Annotated in this window: 14 protein-coding genes, 1 tRNA gene and 1 pseudogene; 7 read left to right on the top strand and 9 right to left on the bottom strand. The window is 53.8% G+C overall.

Annotated elements, in window-relative coordinates:
- Positions 1-33: 33 nt before the first annotated feature.
- A pseudogene (locus CA13_RS03695) lies at positions 34-1,068 on the top strand (tyrosine-type recombinase/integrase); the annotation flags it as partial.
- Between the two features lie 331 nt (positions 1,069-1,399).
- On the opposite strand, the gene CA13_RS03690 reads toward CA13_RS03695, so the two are convergent.
- Positions 1,400-1,473: transfer RNA gene (locus CA13_RS03690), tRNA-Val, on the bottom strand.
- A gap of 536 nt (positions 1,474-2,009) precedes the next feature.
- On the opposite strand from CA13_RS03690, the gene infC reads away from it, so the two are divergent.
- Both infC and CA13_RS03680 read left to right on the top strand, forming a co-directional pair.
- Positions 2,010-2,540 carry a translation initiation factor IF-3 gene (gene infC / locus CA13_RS03685; protein ID WP_146394646.1) on the top strand — a complete coding sequence of 177 codons (531 nt, stop codon included), beginning with the start codon at positions 2,010-2,012 and terminating at the stop codon, positions 2,538-2,540.
- A 140-nt stretch (positions 2,541-2,680) separates the two neighbouring features.
- On the top strand, positions 2,681-3,511 hold the full coding sequence (locus CA13_RS03680; protein ID WP_419193897.1) for a Nif3-like dinuclear metal center hexameric protein: 831 nt from the start codon (positions 2,681-2,683) through the stop codon (positions 3,509-3,511).
- A 67-nt stretch (positions 3,512-3,578) separates the two neighbouring features.
- Here CA13_RS03680 and glgB read toward each other — a convergent pair whose 3' ends face one another.
- The 4 genes from glgB to CA13_RS03655 all read right to left on the bottom strand — a co-directional run bounded on the left by glgB (position 3,579) and on the right by CA13_RS03655 (position 9,530).
- Positions 3,579-5,831, bottom strand: a complete 2,253-nt coding sequence (glgB, locus tag CA13_RS03675; RefSeq protein ID WP_146394645.1) for a 1,4-alpha-glucan branching protein GlgB — start codon at positions 5,829-5,831, stop codon at positions 3,579-3,581.
- A gap of 141 nt (positions 5,832-5,972) precedes the next feature.
- Entirely contained in the window at positions 5,973-6,728 is a 756-nt protein-coding gene (locus CA13_RS03670) for a ribonuclease H family protein (RefSeq protein ID WP_419195080.1), read from the bottom strand.
- 395 nt (positions 6,729-7,123) lie between these two features.
- Complete coding sequence (locus CA13_RS34595) at positions 7,124-8,167, bottom strand: DUF308 domain-containing protein (RefSeq protein WP_419193896.1); 1,044 nt, start codon at positions 8,165-8,167, stop codon at positions 7,124-7,126.
- 112 nt (positions 8,168-8,279) lie between these two features.
- The gene (locus CA13_RS03655; RefSeq protein ID WP_146394642.1) at positions 8,280-9,530 is read right to left on the bottom strand and encodes a hypothetical protein; all 1,251 of its coding nucleotides are present in this window, start codon (positions 9,528-9,530) and stop codon (positions 8,280-8,282) included.
- A 190-nt stretch (positions 9,531-9,720) separates the two neighbouring features.
- Between CA13_RS03655 and CA13_RS03650 the strand changes: the two genes are divergently transcribed.
- The gene (locus tag CA13_RS03650) at positions 9,721-10,596 is read left to right on the top strand and encodes a DUF6263 family protein (protein ID WP_419193895.1); all 876 of its coding nucleotides are present in this window, start codon (positions 9,721-9,723) and stop codon (positions 10,594-10,596) included.
- Positions 10,597-10,629: 33 nt separating this feature from the next.
- On the opposite strand, the gene CA13_RS03645 is transcribed toward CA13_RS03650, so the two are convergent.
- Together CA13_RS03645 and CA13_RS03640 are read right to left on the bottom strand one after the other, a co-directional pair.
- Positions 10,630-11,583: a lysophospholipid acyltransferase family protein gene (locus CA13_RS03645; protein ID WP_146394641.1), complete on the bottom strand. Its 954-nt coding sequence runs from the start codon at positions 11,581-11,583 to the stop codon at positions 10,630-10,632.
- Positions 11,584-11,855: 272 nt separating this feature from the next.
- Complete coding sequence (locus CA13_RS03640; RefSeq protein ID WP_146394640.1) at positions 11,856-12,830, bottom strand: SPFH domain-containing protein; 975 nt, start codon at positions 12,828-12,830, stop codon at positions 11,856-11,858.
- A 637-nt stretch (positions 12,831-13,467) separates the two neighbouring features.
- On the opposite strand from CA13_RS03640, the gene CA13_RS03635 reads away from it, so the two are divergent.
- Complete coding sequence (locus tag CA13_RS03635; protein WP_146394639.1) at positions 13,468-13,917, top strand: DUF2721 domain-containing protein; 450 nt, start codon at positions 13,468-13,470, stop codon at positions 13,915-13,917.
- A gap of 96 nt (positions 13,918-14,013) precedes the next feature.
- Entirely contained in the window at positions 14,014-15,933 is a 1,920-nt protein-coding gene (gene hemE / locus CA13_RS03630; RefSeq protein ID WP_146403386.1) for a uroporphyrinogen decarboxylase, read from the top strand.
- Positions 15,934-16,030: 97 nt separating this feature from the next.
- Here hemE and CA13_RS03625 read toward each other — a convergent pair whose 3' ends face one another.
- Both CA13_RS03625 and CA13_RS03620 read right to left on the bottom strand, forming a co-directional pair.
- Positions 16,031-17,398: an EF-hand domain-containing protein gene (locus CA13_RS03625; RefSeq protein ID WP_146394638.1), complete on the bottom strand. Its 1,368-nt coding sequence runs from the start codon at positions 17,396-17,398 to the stop codon at positions 16,031-16,033.
- Between the two features lie 92 nt (positions 17,399-17,490).
- On the bottom strand, positions 17,491-18,117 hold the full coding sequence (locus tag CA13_RS03620) for a bifunctional 4-hydroxy-2-oxoglutarate aldolase/2-dehydro-3-deoxy-phosphogluconate aldolase (RefSeq protein ID WP_146394637.1): 627 nt from the start codon (positions 18,115-18,117) through the stop codon (positions 17,491-17,493).
- Between the two features lie 520 nt (positions 18,118-18,637).
- Between CA13_RS03620 and nifJ the strand changes: the two genes are divergently transcribed.
- Complete coding sequence (gene nifJ, locus CA13_RS03615) at positions 18,638-22,201, top strand: pyruvate:ferredoxin (flavodoxin) oxidoreductase (protein WP_146394636.1); 3,564 nt, start codon at positions 18,638-18,640, stop codon at positions 22,199-22,201.
- Positions 22,202-22,269: the final 68 nt, after the last annotated feature.

Raw genomic sequence — 22,269 nt, 5'->3', positions numbered from 1 at the left:
TTCTCTCCTTTGGTGACGTTGAAAGGTGATTCAATGGCAAGTCTACGCTTAGAAAATGACCGCGGCCGCAAGGGCTACCGCTTACAGTTTCGGGACGCGGAAAAGCGAAACCGGACAATCTGGCTTGGGGACGTTCCCGAGTGGCGAGCGCAGGAAGTGAAGGATCACGTCGAACACCTGCTAGATCAAGTGAAGAAAAAACGTCCGCCGGAAATGGCAACGGCCGATTGGCTTAGTGGTATCGATGACGACTTGCGAAATAAATTGGCAAGGTGCGGTTTGTGTGAATCGGTCGCGAAACGTGTTGCGAAAGTTTTGACGCTGGAAAAGTGGATCGACGAATACATTGGCGAGCGCCAAGACGTGAAGGCATCGACGAAAGAGAGTTTCACAAAAGCAAAAGCAAACTTGCTTACGTTTTTCGGTCGCAAGAAACTGTTGCGTGACATTACACCGGCTGAGGCGAAGCGGTGGCGAGTTTGGCTAAAAACGAAAGGCAACCGCCGGGATAAGAATCGAAAGTGGATGGCCGAAGATACTGTGAGACGTCGAACGGCAACCGCGAAACAGTTTTTCTTAGAAGCGGTAGAACGAGGCTACATGCCGGCGGACCCTTTCGCAAAGTTGCCTAGTTCGATTCAGGGAAATGCGAAGCGGCAACATTTCGTACCTGCCCCCGTCATCGAAAGTTGCATGGCGCATTGCCCCGATAGCGAGTGGCGGACGATTCTTGCGTTGGCTCGCTACGGTGGCTTGCGTTGCCCGAGTGAGTTGGTCGCGTTGCGGTGGTCGGACGTCGATTTGCCGGCCGGTCGCATGACGATCCATGCTAGCAAGACGGAGCACCATGCGGCTGGCGGTGTTCGCGTTTGCCCGATCTTTCCCGAGTTGCGCCCGTATTTGGAAGCAGCATGGGACGCGGCCCCCGATGACGGAAGCGCGGAATTCGTGGTCACCCGCTACCGACAATCGACCCAAAATCTACGATCCACCTTTCTGTTGATTCTGAAACGGGCCGGAATCACCCCGTGGCCGAAGTTGTTTCAAAACTTGCGAGCGAGTCGCGAAACAGAATTGTTGGCTCGCTATCCAGCCAAGGACGTGGTTTCGTGGATCGGCAATTCCGTCCCCGTGGCGATGAAGTCCTACGCGATGGCAACGGACGAAGCGTTCCAAGCGGCATCGGACCCAAAAGGGCAAACCGTGGCCGCCGCGCCACTGGTGAGCGATCCCGAGCCGGAGACCGACGATTTGGGATGCAACCGCGGTTGCACTGGCGGTTGCATTTCGGGTCTATTTGGCACTATTGGGGGGCTGGGTGATTCGGCTGGAAATGAAAAAAACACCGCGAAAAGCGGTGTTTTTATAGTTCAGGATAGCAAGGGAAACCACTATCTAATGGGCAATACAGAACTCGAATCTGTGACCTCCACGATGTCAACGTGGCGCTCTAACCAACTGAGCTAATTGCCCTTTTTGAGTCGGGACTCAACAAGATGTCGAATCTTGATGACCCTCGACAAGGTATCGTTTCGACGGTTACCCCGCTCGTCCTTGAACTTGCGGTCTCCCGTTCAGCCTCGGTAGTCTGTGCCGAACTTGCCGACTCGTCAAGTATGTTTCAATCCGGTTTTTTTTGGAGCGAATCAAGCCGAATTCCAGCGCCTGATCCCCCTGAAAGTGCTAACTATTGTAACCGGCGACCCTTAATGAGCCTGTTTTGCTATCTGTTCTGGTGCAAAATGCGGATTTCAGGGGTTTCACTGTTGACGTTTACCACCGCTGAGATGGATACTTTTGCAATGCATTTGGGCTTGACGGCCCCTTAAACCGCCCCTATCGCCTATATGATGAGGTAAAGTGGTTTGCAGATCGGGATGGGACTGCGTTGGTCCCCCCCAAACACCTTTTGGATTTACTCGATTTTGGTCGCCTTCGAATAAGGTATCCGGGATCGAACACTTACCTATTGTGCCGGAACCGCCATCCGGCCGGAGACGTTTTATTTAGTGGCATTGGCACGAAAAACCAACCAGCAAGAATCTCGCGATACCGTACGCATTAATAGCCAGATCCGAATCAGTCCGGTTCGAGTCGTCAGTGAAGAGGGGGAACAGTTGGGGATAATCCCAACCGAAGCAGCCCTCGATCGAGCACGTGACGCTGGCCTCGACTTAGTGGAAGTTGCTCCCAACGAGCGACCGCCAGTTTGCCGAATCATGGATTACGGCAAATTCAAGTACGAGAAGAACAAGAAACAACAAAGTAGTCATACCAAGACGAAGACCAAAGAAATTCGACTTCGACCCAAGACCGGTAACGAGGACGTACGCACCAAGATCCGCCAAGCGGAAAAATTCTTGGAGCACAAGGACAAAGTCCAAGTAAGCGTTCTGTTCCGTGGCCGCGAAATGGCGCACATCGAAGAAGGCCGAAAGGTCATGGAGATGGTCGTCGAAATGCTAAGTGAGGTAGGCAAGGTCGAAACGCCACCGCAACAACACGGACGACGAATGATCTGCATGATCGCACCAAAATAGGTGACGAGGTTGATTTAGTCGCGGATAGGTTTTGAATCGGTCCGATGGTCGGCTAGTCCGGTCGCCTTTGCGTCGCAATGATCGTTTAAGGTCGGGCTACGCCCACGCGCCGAGCGAAGGGGCGACAATGGGGAAATTCAATGGTAAGCGTGGATCGGGTTTGTCAATGCTTGGCCGAGATCGCGCCTCTGCGATTGGCTGAGTCCTGGGATAACGTCGGTTTGCTAGTCGGTGATCGCAAATGCGAGGCTAGCCGTATTATGACGTGTCTGACGATCTCTCCTTTGGTGGTCGATGAAGCCGTTGACGAAAACGTCCATATGGTTGTCACACATCATCCGCTGCCCTTTAAGCCGTTTTCCCGGATCACGTCCGATACCATTGCGGGCTCAATGCTGCTGCGATTGATCCGAGCGGGCGTTGCAATTTATAGCGCTCACACTGCATTCGATTCGGCAGCCGCAGGGATCAACCAACAATGGGCTGACCAATTGGGACTTTGTGATGTTCGTCCGTTGGTCGATCTAGAGCTCGACGGCAATCCAGCGAACCCAGATCCGACTAATTTGGGCAGCGGTCGCTACGGGACTCTCGTCGAGAAGGAGTCGTTGTCGGAGTTTGCTTCGCGTGTATCAAAGCTGGTATCCGGCGATCATTGGCGATGTGTTGGTTCGTTCAACAGGCCGGTCCGCCGATGTGCATTCGCGTGCGGTAGCGGTGGTAGTTTCTTGGCAGCGGCCCATCGAAAAGGTTGCGATACCATGGTCACGGGCGAAGCGACGTTTCACACTTGCCTTGAAGCCGAGTCGCTTGGAATCAGTTTGATTCTGATTGGCCACTACCAAAGCGAACGCTTTGCGATGCAGCGGTTGGCGGAACAGCTTGCAGCCGAGTTTCCTGAGTCAAACGTTTGGCCAAGCCGTCGCGAGTCCGATCCGATATCGATCGGGATCAGCGACAGCTTAAACTAACGGCGCTCTTCACGGAAATCTCCGTTGCGCCGTTCGCTGTGGTCGGTACTTCGACAGCACGAGCTGCCTACTGTTCAAGGCGGAAAATCACGGTTGCCAGCGGTGGCAAGTCGATGGAGATGCTATCGGGGCGACCGTGTTGGCCTTCGCCAAAAGTCTTTCGTCCTGGATAGTTTCCCACATTACTTCCGCCGTAGGCTTCTCCGTCGCTGTTGAAAATCTCTTTCCAATAACCACTTTCGGGAACACCGACGCGGTAACCTTGGCGAACGACTGGTGTGAAGTTGCTGCAGACGAGGATTGGCGGAGCACCGTCAAGTCCTTTGCGAAGATAGGACAAGATACTGGCATCCGCATTCATGCAGTCAACCCACTCGAACCCTTCGCCACTAAAGTCGAGTTGATGCAGCGCGGGGTTCTCGACTACCAATTTGTTCAAGTCGGCAACCAGTTGTTGCACGCCACGGTGGGTGGCGAAATCGAGCAGAATCCAATCCGGTCCATCATCGTCATTCCACTCGTTCCACTGAGCGAATTCGCCACCCATGAACAACAGTTTTTTGCCTGGGTGGGTCCACATGTAAGAGTACAACAAACGCAGATTTGCGAACTTCTGCCACATGTCACCAGGCATTTGGCTGATAAGTGATCCTTTGCCGTGGACCACTTCGTCGTGCGAAAGAGGCAACATGAAGTTTTCGGTGAACGCGTAGATCAAACTAAACGTTAATTCGTTTTGATGGTATTTTCGATGAATCGGCTCGTTTCGCATGTAGGTCAGCGTGTCATTCATCCATCCCATGTTCCACTTGTAAGTGAACCCAAGGCCGCCATCGTACGTTGGGCGGGATACTCCGGGCCAAGCGGTTGATTCTTCAGCGGCTGTAACCACACCCGGGAATTTTTCGTGAACGGCGATATTGAATTCGCGAAGGAAATCGAGGGCTTCGAGATTTTCGCGGCCACCATATTGATTGGGAACCCATTCGCCATCTTCGCGGCTGTAGTCGAGGTACAACATCGAAGCGACCGCGTCGACCCGCAAACCATCGATATGGTATTTGTCTAACCAAAACAGTGCGTTGGCGACCAAGAAGTTTCGAACTTCGTTGCGCCCATAGTTGAAGATCATTGTGCCCCAATCGGGATGCTCGCCTTTGCGTGGATCTTCATGCTCGTAGAGCGCCGAACCGTCAAAGCGACGCAATCCATGACTGTCTTTGGGGAAGTGAGCGGGGACCCAATCAATGATCACACCAATACCGTGTTGGTGCATATAGTCGACGAAGTACATGAAGTCTTCGGGGTTGCCGTGGCGGCTGGTCGGTGCAAAGTAGCCAACCGCTTGATAGCCCCATGACCCGCTGAATGGATGTTCGTTAACGGGCATCAACTCGACGTGAGTGAAATTCATACGGTGGCAATACTCAGCCAATCGTCGGGCCAAGTCGCGGTAGTCGAGCCAACCGTGCGTTCGACCGGGGCCTTTTTGCCAGCTTCCCAGATGGACTTCGTAGACATTCATGGGTTCGTGCATTGGATTCCACTCGGCCCGCCCGTCGATCCAATCGCTATCGGACCACTGAAAGGTCGTTAGGTCGGTGACGATCGATGCAGTCAGTGGAGGCAATTCTGCGGCGAAGCCAACGGGGTCACTTTTGTCGACCCATTCGCCTTGTTCGTTATGAATCCGGAATTTGTAGCGGTCGCCTACTTTTGCTCCAGGAACGAACAGTTCCCAAATCCCCAGATGCGCTTGGACCCGTGCGACATGTTTTCGACCGTCCCATCCATTGAAATCGCCAACAATTTGGACGCTGCGAGCGTTCGGAGCCCAGACGGAAAAGTTGACGCCCGATTGTCCGTCTACCGTGCGAAGTTGGGCACCGAGTCGATCGTAGATTTGGTGGTGTTTGCCTTCGCCGATCAAATAGCGATCAAAGTCGGTCAAAATCGAAGGGATTGCGTAAGGGTCTTGCATTTCAACTAGCTTTCCGGATTCGTTAGTCATCTGGATGTGGTACTTTGATTTTTCCAATGCGGTGCTACTACTAGCATCGCGTTTCGGGCGCGATCCGTCGACCATAGGATCACAAATCGCCTCAAAAAATCCAGCCGGGTGAATTCGCCGCATCGCCCGTTTTTGGCCGCTTGCCCGGTCGATCACCCATGCGGCTTTCGCGTCCGGAAGGTAGCTGCGGACGGCCACTGCCGCATTGCCGCGATAATCGATCGTATGCGGTCCCAACAGATTAGAAGGGTTTTCGTGGGTTCCGTCGATGAGTTTGGTGATCGACGAGAGCGAAACTTGAGTGTGCATTTGAGATACCGAAATCAAAAAATACGTGAAAGGGTTGTGGAAATTCAGTCCGTTTTGCCACAAAGGGCAGTCCGTTTGGCCGCTCGGAAAGGGCAACCGAAGGCGGCTTGATCAATTTTCAGATGTGTTTTGCGGTTTTGCTCACGACATTTCGAGCAATTCCGCGGTGGTCAGTTGGCGACGTGCTGGGGCGGCAGCCGCAGCCGATGTCGCTCCGCTGAGTAGCCACCGTCGCAGCCGGTCGCTTGGTCGTTTGATTGGATCGCGATCCGAATCGTGACCTGCAACCGGGCCTGCTGTGTGGTTGGCAGGAACGGCCTCATGTGGCGCATCGATCCGCACGGTGACGCCGTTTTTCGATTCGCAGCGTTTCGACTCGAATGAACGCTTGGCTTCACGACCTGAGCCAGCGTCCATCATCTTGGGGCGTTGCACGGGGCTGACCAAACGAGATGAAACCAAACATGCTTCGACACGGTGGATCCCAAGGGCTCGGTCAACGCGACGCCACAAATCCGCATGCTGGACATCAATGCGACGACCGAAATGTTCCCACACAAAATTGTTCTCGCGCCATCGCGGTAAGGAATCGGCGAGTGAACGAATCAAGTAGCGGTTGTTACTCAACAGCGTGACCGACGATGGACCTTCGATTGCTTCAAGGCCGCGCACGGCTGCGAGAAGAGTCAAGCGATTGAGGTCACCGTGTTCACTGTCTCCGGCGGTAAAGACGGGGGTACCGTCAGCGGATTCGAGTGAGAAGTTCCAAACGCCATCGGTCAACGATGTCGCGCGAGCTTCGCACACCAATAAGTATTCCGAGATCATGCGGTCACCAAATGGCAACGCATCATCATCGCTGTTTGCACCAGCGAGGTCGGTTGAGGAAGAGAGCATCACGAATGGGAGGTCCAACAGGATGGGTCAGTAGGCTCGCTGCGATCATGCCGTGATCGTTGCGATCCAATAAATTGGAATGAGTCGGTCCATCGTTACACGTCATCTCTTCGCGTGCGGCCTGCGATACGGATGCAGAAAACGCAGCAGCGAAACGGCGTGTAGAAGGAGCGTCGACAAACTCAACCTGTTCGCCACAGTTTAGCCGAGTGAAAAAGTGATCCTGGTTTGACACCGGCCACTACGAAAGATGCGACCGAAATAACCGGATCCTGTTCGTGAATCACGATCCGGTGATAGCACGCTGCGGTGCGAGAGTGGATGCTGCGGTGCGAGAGTGGCTATCGTGCACCGCGGATTATCAAATCGGGAAAGCCGATGCTCCGCATGATCGCTCAACTGCCGGTAAAAACTAAGGCGATAATTCCAAACACGATCACGAGAACCAAGACAATCAGAACGGCCCATACTGCGGGATGCGTTTTGTACTTGATATGGGGCGTCGCCGCGACGACTTGGCGGTAATGATCGCTACAGACATATTTCCCTTTTTCGGAAAAGAAAATGTAGAGGAAATAGGCGCTGACTAGTGTCCCAATGGGGATTCCCAAAAGCCCGGGGATGGTCAAGACGCCAGCGGTAATCCGAGCCCATTCTTGCATGCGACGAAGTCCACGGCCGACAAAGAGTTGCAATGCACCGAAACCGAGATAGAAGACCGAAAGAACCATAATAATCACACCGGCTTCAGGGTTTTTCCCGCCTGCTGCAAGCGTCGCAATTCCACCAATCAGTGTGAGTACCCCCATAAAAAGCAAGAGCACTGAGCCGAGCAAATACAAAAGTCCAATGCCCTTCATAGAAGCTTCGTGTGACAAATATTGGTTCCGAGTCCGTTCCGCATCGTTGTTTCCTGCGGCGACCGGACCGGCCATGCCACCGCCGGACGGCGGGCTGTATGGATTTGCGGCCGCAGCGGTATATGGATTATTGACGGGCGTTTGCGCCGCCGGTTGCGGTGCTGAGAATGCGGCTGCCGGAGGTTCGGAGAACGAGGGAAAGCCGCCGTCGCCAAACGCGTCCGGTGATTCCTGTTGCGAAGGGGCAGGTTGCGAAGGGGCAGGTTGCGAAGGGGCAGGTTGCGAAGGGGCAGGTTGCGAAGGGGCAGGTTGAGCCGACCCAGGGACGCGAAGGTGTTGCTGGCACTTCGGACATGCGACCGTCGATCCGGCTGCCGATTTTTTAGCCGCCAGGACCTGCCCGCAAGGACATCGGATTTTGATGACGTCGGTCGCCGACGCAGCGGGTGTGGCGGCAGCACCAGGAACCAAAAGTGTCGTTGAGCATTTTGGGCATACGACTTTTGCGCCCGCGGCAGACTTTGCGGCGGATAATTCTTGGCCGCACTGGCAGCGGAACCTTACCTTGTCGGAACTCATCGGCGTTTCCTTTGTCAGTCAAGCGGTTTCAAAGATAGTCGGTATTGTAAGTGTACAGGGCTCGACCGGCCGAAAAAACTAGCCTGCTATGGAGTTCTCACGAAACAACGGTTCAGGTTGTTGTGACGGAGATTAGCCAATTGCGGATTGGGCAGAGTTGGCTTGCTTCTACTTTCTCCGGCACAAACACGCGCACTTCGTTTTCGGCGAAGCGTGTCAGGTCGATCGTTGCATTGTATCGCCATTCTCGCTCTAAAGTCCAATCGTGCGTCTTGCCTTTGGCTTGAAAACGAAATTTGTCCTCGCTGGTGAGTTGTTTCCGATGCTCTTTTTCACCGTAGATGACGGGTTTGATCCCAAATCGTTTGGCCGCATCGATCTGAACTGCGATCCCGTACGGTTCGCCGTCCCAGCGGCTGACATGGGAGCGAAACGACCGTTGTTTTAGACATTCCACAAGCGACCGTTCCGAGAAGCACACCACAGGGTACTTTTGAGCACTCGTGATTGCACCGGCCACCAGTCGCCCGGAGCGGACGATTCGCATTAGCGTTTCAAGCGGTCCGCGTGACGTTGGATTCGCAAAGCCATCGGAGTGCCCGAGGAGAAGTTCGTCTTGGTGCTGCTTTGGTGTCTGGCCTGGCCAAGGTCCTAGACAGGATCGCGTGCAATGGATCAACCATTGTCCGTCGCTCTGCATCCATCGGGTATCACCGTCAATGATCGGTTGATAAGTATTGCCTTTGACGCATGATTCCATCGCCTGATCGGTATCGGACAAATACCACCCGATTGCACCGGATTGGATCAGCTCGGGGCCAGCGGTTGGCAATTCGTTTAGCACCGCGACTCGGCAAGAGGAATCGCGGAGGGCGAGCAATCGTCGGCGGAGTGCTTGGTCGATCTTGCCTCCTCGGCGGACGTAGGCTGCATCGATTTGGTCCGCCAAACCAATGAGCACTGCGTCACGCGGTAGGGCATCATTTGACTGGATCACACAGTCAACCAAAACGGTCTCCGTGGTTGCATACGAAGTGGCTTCTTTGCCGACGATCAGTCGTACGACGGGAATATGGAAAAGCTCCGCGGCTCGAATGGCCAACTTTTCGATGGCCGATCCGGCAGCCACTAAAATCCGGGCGTGACGCTGACGGAGATCCATCATCCGGCGGCTCAGGAATTGGCAAACTTGACGATGTAAATTCGGATCATGACCCAGGCGGCTACTGACGATTCCGACCAATGGCCCTGGTGTATCGAGAACTTCGGCGGGCGAGATTTGCTTTGCTTGCAATTGAATTGGTTCGCAAGCCGCCAACCGTAATAGACGTTTTTGACCGTTGTGAGGCGATGGTTCAAGCATAGGCATCCCTTTTGGAAACGTAAACGAATCGTACCACAAAAAGTCTCTGGGGAATTTCTATTGCAGCGTTTGCCCTGATTTGCGACTCTGGCAGCACTAGGCGTGAAACACCGTTTTGGCCCAAGTTGTTTTGTTTCCCTCTCGGATGGAGTCGATTGCCGTGAATCGTTTTCTTTGCGTAGCATGTTCGATGCTTTTTTTCGCCAACTTTGCCACGTTCGTGCTGGCCGACCCAGCGGATAGCCCCGCTTCCAAGGACGCGTCGCACAGCGTATTGGAGCGATTTTCGCTCCGTTACCATCTTAATCCCGGCGAAAAACTACAGTATGAAGTCACTCATCAAGCGAAAACAAAAACGCGGATCCGCGGTGCCGAAGAGATCTCTCAGGTGCACACGATTAGTCAGCGACACTGGGATATTTTGCCGGCAACACCGGAAGGCGAGATGGTGTTTGATCATGTCGTTGATTCGGTCGAAATGACTCAGCAACAAGGTGAAGCGGAAGAAATTCGTTGGGACAGCATGAGCGGCGAAGATCCACCGAGCGTGTTTACGTTAGTCGCCGAACAAATGGGTAAAAAATTAGCAACCGTGACGATCAATCCAATGGGCAACGAGCTCACACGTGAAGACCACGGTGGCAGCAAGGCGTCGTTAGGGATGGGATCGTTGACACTTCAATTGCCTGAAAATCCAATTGCGATTGGTGAATCATGGAACGTGCCTCACGAAGTAAAGGCAAGGTTGGAGAACGGCGAAGTGAAAGTGATCAAAATCCAAGAACGGTACACCCTCGAAAAGGTTCAAACCGGCGTCGCAACCTTGTCGATTCGTAGCGAACCGCTAACGCCCATGAACGAGGATTCCGTGCGAGCACAGGTGGTCCAGCAAATGAGCAACGGAGAAATTCGTTTCGATATCGACAATGGCCGGTTGCTCAGCAAGCAGCTCGATTGGGACGAAACGGTAGTTGGTTTCCAAGGAGCAAATAGCTTGATGGAATACCGCGCTCGGATGACCGAGCGATTAGTCGAAGGCGTACCGCATACGGCACAAAAACCTTAACAGCGGCTAAGCCACGACGCTATCGCGAACGCGTCACGCCACTTCCTTTAGCAACCGCTTTGCGACTCGAGCAGGCGGTTTGCGCCATCGGCGATGCAACCACCAATATTGTTCAATCGCCAATTGGATCGCGGTCGCAAGTGAATCGTTGTACCACTGGGTCAGCTTTGTGACCGATTCACAAACGCCATCTGGATCGTCCAAAGGGTCCGCAACGGCGACGCAGCCCGCTTCGAAGTGCATTGGTTTTCCATCGGTACGAATCGTATAGCTGACCATCATCGGTGCATTACTGGTCAGGGTGAACAATGCCAATGCTTTATGGCTTGACGCTGGGACTCCGAGGAAATTGACCCAGCAACCCTTGTCGCCGGCGTGCTGGTCAGCTAGCAAGGACAGCGCGCCGCCGTTTTGCAGATGACGATCGATTTGCGGCGCACAGCCTTCCTTGTCCACCATTTGTTGCCCCTTCGCACCGCGGAACCTCTCGACCCAGCGATGAAGGAACACGTTATCGAGCCTTCGTGCGATCGTTGTGGACGAAAACCCCATTAGCCCCAACACGTAGCCACCGATCTCGAAATTGCCAAAGTGACCTGTTACGCTGACGGTTGGCCGCCCCGAGAGTAGATTGCTGAGCACCGCGCGATTGTCACGAAATCGAACGTAATCACTCCAATTCGTTAAGTGCAATCTTCGTTGTGCCCACGCGATTTCGCAAACCATCAGCAGCAGGTGTCGCCACATTTCCAGTTCCAAATGGTCGCGACTTGCAACGGTGGCAGCGGGGAAAATTTGACGCAAATTCTCGTCCGTTTCCTTATGCCGGATTTTCAACAGGCAGGTAGCGACCCATGCCACGAAATCGGCCATCCGTTTGCCCATGTCGAGCGGAAGCGTTTGGATGATGGAGACCAACATCCGTACGATGATATAGGCAATGAAATCGATGGCCAGTTGCGAGTATTTTTGTAGCGAGTTTTTCACAGCGATCCAGTCCGTGTTTCGATCCAGTCCGTGTTTCGTGGCAAACCCCGTTTTATCATCGGCAAGCGACAAAGCGAAGTAGGGTCCTTTTGGGCCCCACTGCTCATCTTGGCTGCCTCGTCCATTTGGGTAGCCTCGTCCTTTTTGTTAGCCTCGTCCTTTTTGTTAGCCTCGTCCTTTTTGTTAGCCTCGTCCTTTTTGTTAGCCTCGTCCTTTATGGCAGCCCAGCAGGATATTTTGCCAACCTGGTGAGGGGGCCGATTCTTTTTCCGCTACGACCCGGTTTGCACGACGGGTTGGGTGTGACGATCGCTACACAATACGACGAGCAAGTTCGATACTAGCGTCGCTCGTTGTTGCGGATCGAGTTCGACAATGTTGTCACGTTTTAAGTGTTCGAGAGCCATATCGACCATCCCGACGGCACCGTCGACGATTTTCGTCCTGGCGGCAACAACGGCGCCTGCTTGTTGTCTCTGCAGCATCGCCGCCGCAATCTCCGGTGCATACGCTAGGTGACTAATGCGGGCCTCCAGTACGGTCACCCCCGCCTTGGTCAAACGTTCTTGGATATCTTCGCGAAGCTTGTCGCAGATCACGTCGGTGCTGCCGCGGAGTGAAATCTCATGGTCTTCGCTGTCATAGGGATAGCGAGTTGCCAAGCTACGCAGCGCCGCTTCGCTTTGTACTTCGACAAAGTGTTCGTAATCGTCGACTTCGAACAGCGCTTCGGCCGTATCGGTTACTTTCCAAACGACGACCGATGAGATTTCAATGGGATTGCCATCTCGATCGTTGACCTTGGACGGCCGGCTAGCCGTTCGCGATTTGGCTTTCACCACCGTGCCCGCAGCATCCTTTTGCTCGGGGGTGGATGAAGATCCGGTTTCGAAGTTGCGCACGCGGAGACTCACTTTTCGTTTCGAAAAAAACGGATTCACCCAAAAGAACCCTGACTCTTTCACCGTTCCCTTGTACTCACCGAAAAGTAGCAGTACGCGAGAATCATTGGGAGCGATTGCCATCAGTCCAAATAAACTGATCAACGCGCATGGGAAAAGCATGATGGCCAGGATAATGACCAAACCGGCTTCGGTTGCGATGCCAGCAATGAACAGGACGAGGGCAAACAAGAGACCTCCTAGGCAGACAAATAGCGGTAACCAACCAGCCGATGGAACGACCAGCTTCTCGGCGTGACTCGGATCAGGGGTCTGTTGAAAAAAGGCTTTATCTTGCTCGGACATGTTGTTCGCTCGTTCGGAGAGGGAAGTGGAAATCTCAATCACACAGCGCGGTATCATCGACCGCAATATTCTATGGCACAAACGGCGCCCATGGGGGGCGCGACCGCATTCTCCTTTTCCACATGTCTCTACTTCGGGCGGACCGCTGTGCTAGCTGGACAGCGGGCAGTGAGCAGTGGGCTGTGGGCAGTGGGCAGTGGGCAGTGGGCAGTGAGCAGTGAGCAGTGAGCAGTGGGCAGTGAGCAGTGAGCAGTGAGCAGTGGGCAGTGAGCAGTGAGCAGTGGGCAGTGAGCAGTGAGCAGTGGGCAGTGAGCAGTGGGCAGTGAGCAGTGAGCAGTGAGCAGTGGGCAGTGAGGTTGTTGGTCCCATATCTATTGGTGAGCGGGTTTCGAGGTGACCGGATTTCGAGGTGAGCGGATTTCGAGGTGAGCGGATTTCGAGGTGAGCGGATTTCGAGGTGAGCGGATTTCGAGGTGAGCGGGCGACTTCACTGCCTATGACATTGATCGATCCATTGTTGGACCTGTACTGCGGCGAAACTTCCCGTGGTGCGAAACGTCCCGCTATGGTTATTGCCGATGCTTTTTTTCCGTTTACGATTCGGGAACGTTTGGCATTTCGACCTTGGTAGCACCTTATGACACTTACAGAACTAGTACCGATTTTGCAGCTTTCGATTGGCCCCGTTATCCTCGTTTCGGGGGTCGGTTTAATTCTACTGAGTATGACCAACCGAATTGGGCGCGTGATTGACCGGTCGCGGCAATTGGTCAAGACGCTTCGCGTTGATCCAGACGCGGACCGAGACATTGTTTTGGATCAACTTCGGATCTTTTCACGGCGGGCCAAAATCATTCGAGCGGGAGTTGCGTTTGGCGTTTTTAGCGTTTTGTTGGCCGCTCTGCTGGTGATCGGTCTCTTCGTTGGAGCCTATTTTCACTTCGATTTTGTTGGCCTGATTGCGGGTGATTTTATTCTCTGCATGGTCTGTCTGATCGCATGCTTGGTGTTGTTTCTTGTCGACATTAACTTGTCATTGACGGCACTTTGGCACGAGATTCCACCGGAAGGTCAGCAAGGCGATTGAGTGGAATGGAGCAAGAAAACCGACCCTACTGAACTTGTTCCAACCGGCGTACAATGGGGCAAAATGGACGATCCCTCCTCTTACCCACTTCGCCCCATGCCCAAGCCGTCAGCGGATTTTAATCACTTGAACATCGCGGCTCTCGAAAGTCGCCGTGCGGAGGATATGGCTCGATTAATCGAACGCCATAATGGAACCGCTCACGTCAGCCCCTCGATGCGAGAGGTGCCGATCGATCCGAATCGAGACGCGATTGATTTCGCTTATCGTGTGATGACAGGTCAAATTGGGACGATGATTCTGACAACTGGCGTCGGTTTTCGTTACTTTCTCAAAGCGATCGAACGACACCTCGATAAACAGCGTTTCCTTGATTCGCTTTCGGATATCACCACGATTTGCCGAGGTCCCAAGCCTGCGGTCGCACTGCGCGATGTTGGTTTGACGGCCACGTTTCGCGTACCGGAACCGAATACTTGGCGAGAACTGCTGCAGACGATCGATTCGCACGTACCGATCGCGAACCAAAATGTGGGGTTGCAGGAGTACGGCGTCACGAATGCTTCCCTGATCGCGGGTCTCGAAGCTCGCGGCGCGACCGTCGAACCTGTTCGCGTTTATGGTTGGGAATTTCCCGAAGACATTGGGCCACTTGAAGCCAATGTGCAATCGATCGCAGCGGGCGAGCGTGACGTGCTGCTGCTGACCAGTGCTCACCAGATCGTCAACATGTTGCGAATGGCCGAGCAATTGAACATGGTCGAACAACTTCGCCGCGGATTACAGTCGACGGTGATCGCGTCGATTGGGCCGACCACGACCCAAATGGCGACGGAATGTGATTTACATGTCGACATGGAGCCATCCCATCCGAAAATGGGGCATCTTGTTACCGAGGCGGCGGCACGCTCCGAAGCACTTGTGAATTCAAAACGCCGTCTGCAAGTTATTGTCAAAAGCAAAGGAGATTCAGTGACGCGTCATCCATCGCACAATAGCCTGTTTATGCGTGCGTGTCGCAGCGAGGCGACCGAGCGGACACCCGTTTGGATGATGCGTCAAGCGGGGCGTTACATGGCCGAGTATCGCGAGGTTAGAGCGAAGCAATCGTTCTTGGAACTGTGCGCCAATCCGAAACTTTGCAGCGAAGTGATGTGTACTGCGGTCGATCGGCTAGGCGTCGATGCCGCAATTATCTTTTCGGATTTGTTGCCGATTTTGGTACCGTTGGGGTTCGAGCTGGAGTTTGTTCGTGGCGACGGACCGGTGATTCACAATCCGATTCGTGAAGCCTCAGACGTGTCGCGAGTGTTGCCGTTGGATCGTCCCGAGGAACTTGATTTTGTGTACGAAACGGTACGCCAAACGCGTGCCGATTTGCCGGAAACCATGCCTTTGATTGGTTTCGCGGGTGCTCCGTTCACGCTGGCCAGCTATGCGATCGAAGGTGGCGGAAGTCGGCAGTATTCAAACACAAAGAAATTGATGCACGAGGATTCGTCGGCTTGGTCGGATTTGATGAGCAAGTTGTCCGACGCAATCACGGTTTATTTGAATCACCAAGTTGCCGCGGGTGCTCAGTGCGTTCAGTTGTTTGACAGTTGGGCGGGGTGTTTATCGCCTGCAGACTATAGCAAATTCGTTTTGCCTTGGATGAAGCAAATCATCGCGGGGATTGATCCGTCTGTGCCGGTGATCAATTTTGCGACTGGAAATCCTGAGTTGTTGCCGCTGTTGAGAGGCGACCGCCGAACGGTCGTTGGTGTTGATTGGCGAATTTCGCTCGATGTGGCTTGGCAACGAATTGGCCATGATTGCGCCGTTCAGGGCAACTTGGATCCAACGGTTCTGCTTGCGGATCGTGATGTGATTCGCAAAAGTGTAGCGGATCTATTGCAGTCGGTTGGTGATCGACCAGGGCACATTTTTAATTTGGGCCATGGCATTTTAAAAGAAACGCCCGTAGAGCATGCGATCGAATTGGTCCGAAGTGTCAAGGAATTGTCGGCCCGGTAACCCGCCCGGAAAACTTGTCCGTCCGATTAGTTTGCGGGGCCAGTGGCGCGGGGCCAGGGGCCAGAAACATTGCGGATAGCTGCGCAAGAGACGGCGATTACCGTCTCTTCGAGCGATTCTGCATCCACTGAGCGTACTCGCGAACCGTAATACGTCCGTCGCGATCGGTGTCGGCTGGTCCGGGATTCAGCAGCATCGATTCCCATTCCGATGGCGTCAGTGCATTGTCATTGTTCTTGTCATTCTGAGAAATGATCCGTTCGGCAGTCTTGACTAACCGGTCGTCTAACTTGGCGTCGCTCGGCACGGATGCGTTTGTGGCGCCACTGTCTGGCGAATCGCTGGTGGAAGTCGAGTGACTTGGAGGAGCGTTAATTTGGACTCCGTCCTCAACCGCTTGTAGCACTTCATTGACGGTGATCACGCCATCGCTATTCAAGTCCGATTTAAAGAACTCTTCGATCACTTCATCGTTCCATTGATCGGCGAATTCAGCCATGCTCACTTGGCCATCGCCGTTGGTGTCTTTGTCCGTAAAGAAACCTGGTAATCCGTCGGGTGTCGATGCGGATTCAATTCGGTAGGAATTGCGTCCGTTGAAGTAATCAACCTCACTAGAGGATTGTTGATTGTTGCGATTTCGGTCGCGGTCTCTTTCTCGTTGCTTGCTCGCTTCTTCCTCTTCACGGACTTCACGGCGTCGGGCATAGCGGACCGCCAATTCGGTGGCCGACAATTTGCCGTCGCGGTTGGAATCGAAATCCATCGGAGTCCCGGAAAATCGACCGTTTTGAAGTTCTTGTTTGGATAGTTGCCCATCGCGATCGCGATCGTATCGGCGGATCCGTTCTTGAGCTTCCCGTTTATCTTCATCCGACACTGCGGCAGTCATTAATTCGGCGCTCGGCCCAAACCCAAGCAGTGGGATAAGTTCTTGGTCGGTCCCAAATCCAGGGACGAGAAGTTCTGCGGTTAGTGCTTCGTCCTCACGACTTTGATCGCGGTTTCCACGGCCGCCTCCGTTATCGCCTCCACCTTGTTCACGCATTTTAGTGAACGCTTCGGAGATCTTTTTCAGCGGGACCGGTTTGCCCGGTTCAATACTTTTATCCATTTGCTGGACCCGGCCAATAATAAATTGTGCTGGCCCTTGTTGTTCGTCTGGGTCGAGGATGCCATTGCCGTTGCTATCGAAACGCTGCAACATCGCCGCGGGGTCAAATCCGCCGCGGCCTGAATCACCACCCCTGCTCCGGCCGCCGCCGAAACCACCTCCAGGACCGCCTCCACCGCCGCGATTGCCGCCGCCACCGGGAGGACCGCCACCAAAACCACCGCCGCCACCAAAACCACCGCCAGGTCCACCGCCCCTTTGCGGTTGAGCCGAGACCTCGGCCGACGGGAAAACGTGGAATGCCACCAAAATGGAAAATGCGGCAACGAAAGTCAGGATTTTGTTGTTCATATCGGATTAAACCGCCGGGGCCGAGCAAGGTTTCGAAGCGAAATCGAAGCGTTCTTCATTGTAGCTGCAAAACCCTTCCTGACCCATAAAAATTAGCTTCCTAGCGACTGTAATCGACGAGTCGCTTCGGCTGTCAAACGCTCGATTTCGCCGAATCGACCGCTATTGATCATGTCGGATTTGACCATCCAACTGCCGCCGCAAGCGATGACCGATGGCAGTGCCAAGTAATCCGCCAAATTGCTTTCGCTAATGCCTCCCGTCGGAATGAAACGAATTTCGCCATAGGGACCTTGCAGTGCTTTTAACATTTTAACGCCACCGATCTGCTCGGCCGGAAAAAACTTGACTACTTTGAGGCCTAGATCCAATGCCATTTCAAGGTCGGTCGGGCTGGAGATGCCTGGAAAGACTGGCATCTGTTTGTCCAAGCACCATTGGACCGTCTTTGGATTGAGTCCGGGTGAAACAACAAATCGGGCTCCCGCATCGGCCACTTGTTTTGCTTGATCGACACTATGCACAGTCCCGGCTCCGACAAGAAAATCAGGGCGGGATGCAAGTGCGGCGATCGAGGCAAGTCCAGCTGGTGTACGCAAGGTGATTTCGGCGACCGGCAATCCGCCAATGGAAAGTGAATTGGCCAATGGAACCGCGTCTTCGACACTTTGGATTGCGACGACAGGGATGATGCGAAGTTTGGCAATTTGGTCGAGCATTGGAAAGCGCTTTCATTGAAATAGGATGGCGGAATCGCAGAGCAAAATCGTGTAGGGCGAAATATCGTAGGGCGGTGCGAGCTGCAAGCGAAGCGAGCTACCGCTCGGATTGCCTTCGCTCACTCCGGTTGGTCTCTAGAATCGTGTCATGATAACAGCAATTTCAGCAATAACGGATGTTGTGGCTATTGGCAACAATGGCACCGGTTGTATGGGCTCGGTATTTGTTTCGCCAAAGACAGATTGACGCAGTTCGGTTCGCTTTTGTTAAGGAAATCGAGCCGATCGTCGCGAGCCCATTCGTTCCCTTTTGATTCGTTAGTGGCTATATTGTCGCTCTCACGTCTCAAGCTTTGGCGAGGCGTTTGTGAATACCCATCTAATGGGTTAGCATTGGCACAAGAATTCAGGTGGGGTATGTCGCTCAGACGTACCTGGTCGGATTTCCTTCTTACGGGAATTCCCCCGCGAGTTCCTTCAAGAAAAACGACAAAAAATTAGATTCGGGAGAGAATCGAGTATGGATAATGGTTACGTCACGGTGGATGGAAACGAAGCGACCGCTCGAGTCGCGTTTTCCACGAATGAAGTGATTGCGATTTATCCGATCACGCCTTCGTCGACAATGGGCGAACTGGCCGACGCCTGGGCCGCAGCGGGGCAGAGCAATGTCTTCGATGTGATCCCCCAAGTGGTGCAGATGCAAAGCGAAGGAGGGGCTGCCGGGGCGCTGCACGGTTCGCTCCAAGGCGGTGCCTTGTCGACCACGTTCACCGCATCGCAGGGCCTGCTGCTGATGATCCCCAACATGTTCAAGATCGCGGGCGAGTTGACCTCGGCGGTGATCCATGTTGCTGCTCGCAGTTTGGCCACGCACGCGCTATCGATCTTTGGTGACCACAGCGACGTGATGAGTGTTCGAAGCACAGGTTTCGCGCTGCTGTCCTCCGCTTCGGTTCAAGAAGCACACGATTTTGCGATGATTTCGCAATCCGCCACCCTGCGGGCTCGCGTGCCTTTTTTGCACTTTTTCGATGGTTTTCGAACCTCGCACGAAGTCAACAAAATCGAGCCGCTTTCGGATGACGACATCCGCAGCTTGCTCGACATGGAATCCGTTTGGGCTCATCGAAACCGTAGCCTTGATCCCGATCGCCCGGTGCTTCGCGGAACCGCTCAAAACCCGGACGTCTTTTTCCAAGCACGCGAAGCCGCCAATCCGTTCTACGATGCCGCCTGCGATATCGTCCAACAAGAAATGGATCGCTTCGCGGAGCGAACCGGTCGGCAGTACAAATTGTTCGAGTATGTCGGTGCTCCGGATGCGGATCGTGTCATCGTGATGATGGGATCGGGCATTGGTGCGGCCGAAGAAGCCGTTGAGGCAATGAACCAAGCAGGCGAAAAAGTAGGGCTGTTAAAAGTCCGCTTGTTCCGCCCGTTTGATGTTACTCGCTTTCTCGCTGAATTTCCAAAGACGACCCGCCGTGTCGTCGTGCTTGACCGCACCAAAGAACCCGGTGCGATCGGCGAGCCGTTGTATCAAGATGTGATTACGGCTATCGCCGAAGGTTGGGATCCACAAGCCGAACGGACCCCGTTGGTTACCGGTGGTCGTTATGGATTGGGGTCCAAGGAGTTCACGCCCGCAATGGTGATCGCGGTGCTCGATCATTTGGCTACCGACAATCCCAAACGTCACTTTACGATTGGGATTCACGACGACGTCTCGCTGACAAGTTTGCCGTGGGACGAAGAACGGTTTAACGAACCGGACGATGTCACGCGAGCGGTCTTTTACGGGCTTGGCAGTGATGGCACGGTCGGTGCCAATAAGAACTCCGTCAAAATCGTAGGTGAGAACACTCCGCTTTATGCTCAAGGCTACTTCGTTTACGACTCTCGAAAAGCAGGTTCGACCACCGTTTCCCATCTGCGATTCAGCCCTCGTCCGATCAATTCGACCTATTTGATCCGCAAGGCCAGTTTCGTGGCGTGCCATCAATTCGAACTGCTGCGGCGAATGGATGTGCTCGAAACCGCCGAACCGAATGGGACGTTCTTGCTCAACAGCCCGTTCAGTGCCGATGAGGTTTGGGATCATTTGCCAGTGGAAATGCAAAAGCAAATCCTCGACAAGAATCTCGATTTCTATGTCATTGACGCTGCTAAAATCGCTCGTGACGTGAACATGGCGGGTCGCATCAATGTCGTCATGCAAACATGCTTCTTTGCATTAGCGAAAGTGTTGCCGATCGATGAAGCGATTGAGCAAATCAAAACCGCGATCGAGAAAACCTATGGTAAACGAGGACCTGCGGTCGTTGAAAAGAATCTTAATGCGGTTTCCGCTTCGGTCGCTGCACTGCAACAGGTCACCGTCCCGGCATCGACCGAGGGTGACCAACACATGCTACAGCCCGTTCCCGATTTTGCGCCGGACTTTGTCAAACGGGTAACCGGAATGATCATCTCCGGGAAAGGCGATTTGTTGCCCGTCAGTGCATTTCCGGTTGATGGGACTTTCCCGACCGGAACAGCGACCTATGAGAAACGCAATATCGCCGACATGATCCCCGTTTGGGACCCCGATATTTGCATTGAATGCGGGCTTTGCGCGCTTGTTTGCCCCCATGCTGCGATTCGAACGAAACGATTTGATGCCGCGGAGCTAGCCAACGCACCCGAGAACTTCTTGGCGCGGTTGTCGAAACCAAATAGTGAACCACAAACCGCTTTGACCGTCCAAGTGACTCCCGAAGATTGTACCGGTTGTGGTGTTTGTGTGAATGTTTGCCCGGCCAAGAGCAAAGAAGTGGTCAAGCACAAGTCGATCGACATGATGCCCAAAGCGGATCACTTCGATGTCGAAAAAGAACGCTACGAATTCTTCGCCACAATCCCCGATGTTGATCGCTCAACGGTCAAGTCGAATACGGTCAAGGGTTCACAGTTGATGTTACCGCTGTTCGAATTCTCGGGTGCGTGTGCGGGTTGCGGTGAGACACCTTACTTGAAATTGTTGTCGCAATTGTTCGGCGACCGAATGGTGGTTGCCAACGCGACGGGATGCTCTTCGATTTACGGAGGCAATTTGCCGACCACCCCATGGTCGACCAACGCGGAAGGACGCGGTCCGGCGTGGTCGAATTCGTTGTTCGAAGACAACGCCGAATTCGGCTTGGGTATCCGCTTGGCGATCGATGGAAAGCGAGATCGCGCGAATCATTTGTTGAGCGAACTGTCCGAAGAAATCGGATTGGAGCTGGCAACCGAATTCCTGTATGCGACACAGAACAATGAACAAGATATTCTCAGCCAACGGGGCCGAATCGCTCGATTGAAGGAAGTGCTTCGCTCGGTCGATGATCCCGATGCACGCGAATTGGAACGGATCGCCGATTCGCTGGTTGATCGAAGCATGTGGATCATTGGCGGTGACGGATGGGCCTACGATATCGACTTCGGAGGCGTCGACCATGTTTTGTCGACCGGGCGGAACGTGAATTTGCTTGTGCTCGACACTGGCGTTTACTCGAACACCGGCGGACAAGCATCGAAAGCGACTCCGCGAGCAGCGACAGCCAAGTTTGCGGCGTTTGGCCGCGAAGCTCACCGGAAAGATATGGGCCAAATGGCGATCGCTTACGGTAGTGTCTATGTGGCGCAAATTGCGATGGGAGCCAATCCGGCGCAAGCGATCAAGGCGTTCCACGAAGCCGAATCGTTCCCCGGTCCATCGTTGATCTTGGCGTACAGCCACTGTATCGCACACGGGATCGACATGACATCGGCGATGAGCCACCAAAAGGATTTGGTCAAGAGCGGGTTCTGGCCTCTGTATCGATACGACCCCAGAAATGCTCGCAAGGGCGAACATCCGTTCCGGTTGGACAGCAAGAAGCCGTCGATTCCGTTTAAAGAAGTTGCGATGAAGGAAGCGCGATTCGCAATGTTGGCCCGATCGAAACCCGATCGTGCTCGCGAACTGATGAAGCTCGCCCAACGTGACATTGACGAAACATATAGTTATTATTCGCAACTTGCGGATGTTGACCGCGAGTTCACCGATTTGACGCCCTAAAATGATGCTATCGACGATGGTTGGTGTCCTGACTGTTTCCGTTAAGCGGAGCAGCCATCGAGACGCCA

It is taken from the genome of Novipirellula herctigrandis, from assembly GCA_007859835.1.
GTDB classification, from domain to species: Bacteria; Planctomycetota; Planctomycetia; order Pirellulales; family Pirellulaceae; genus Novipirellula_A; species Novipirellula_A herctigrandis.
The sequence above is the reverse complement of the archived record's forward strand: the minus strand, read 5'-3'. Positions and strand labels throughout refer to the sequence as shown.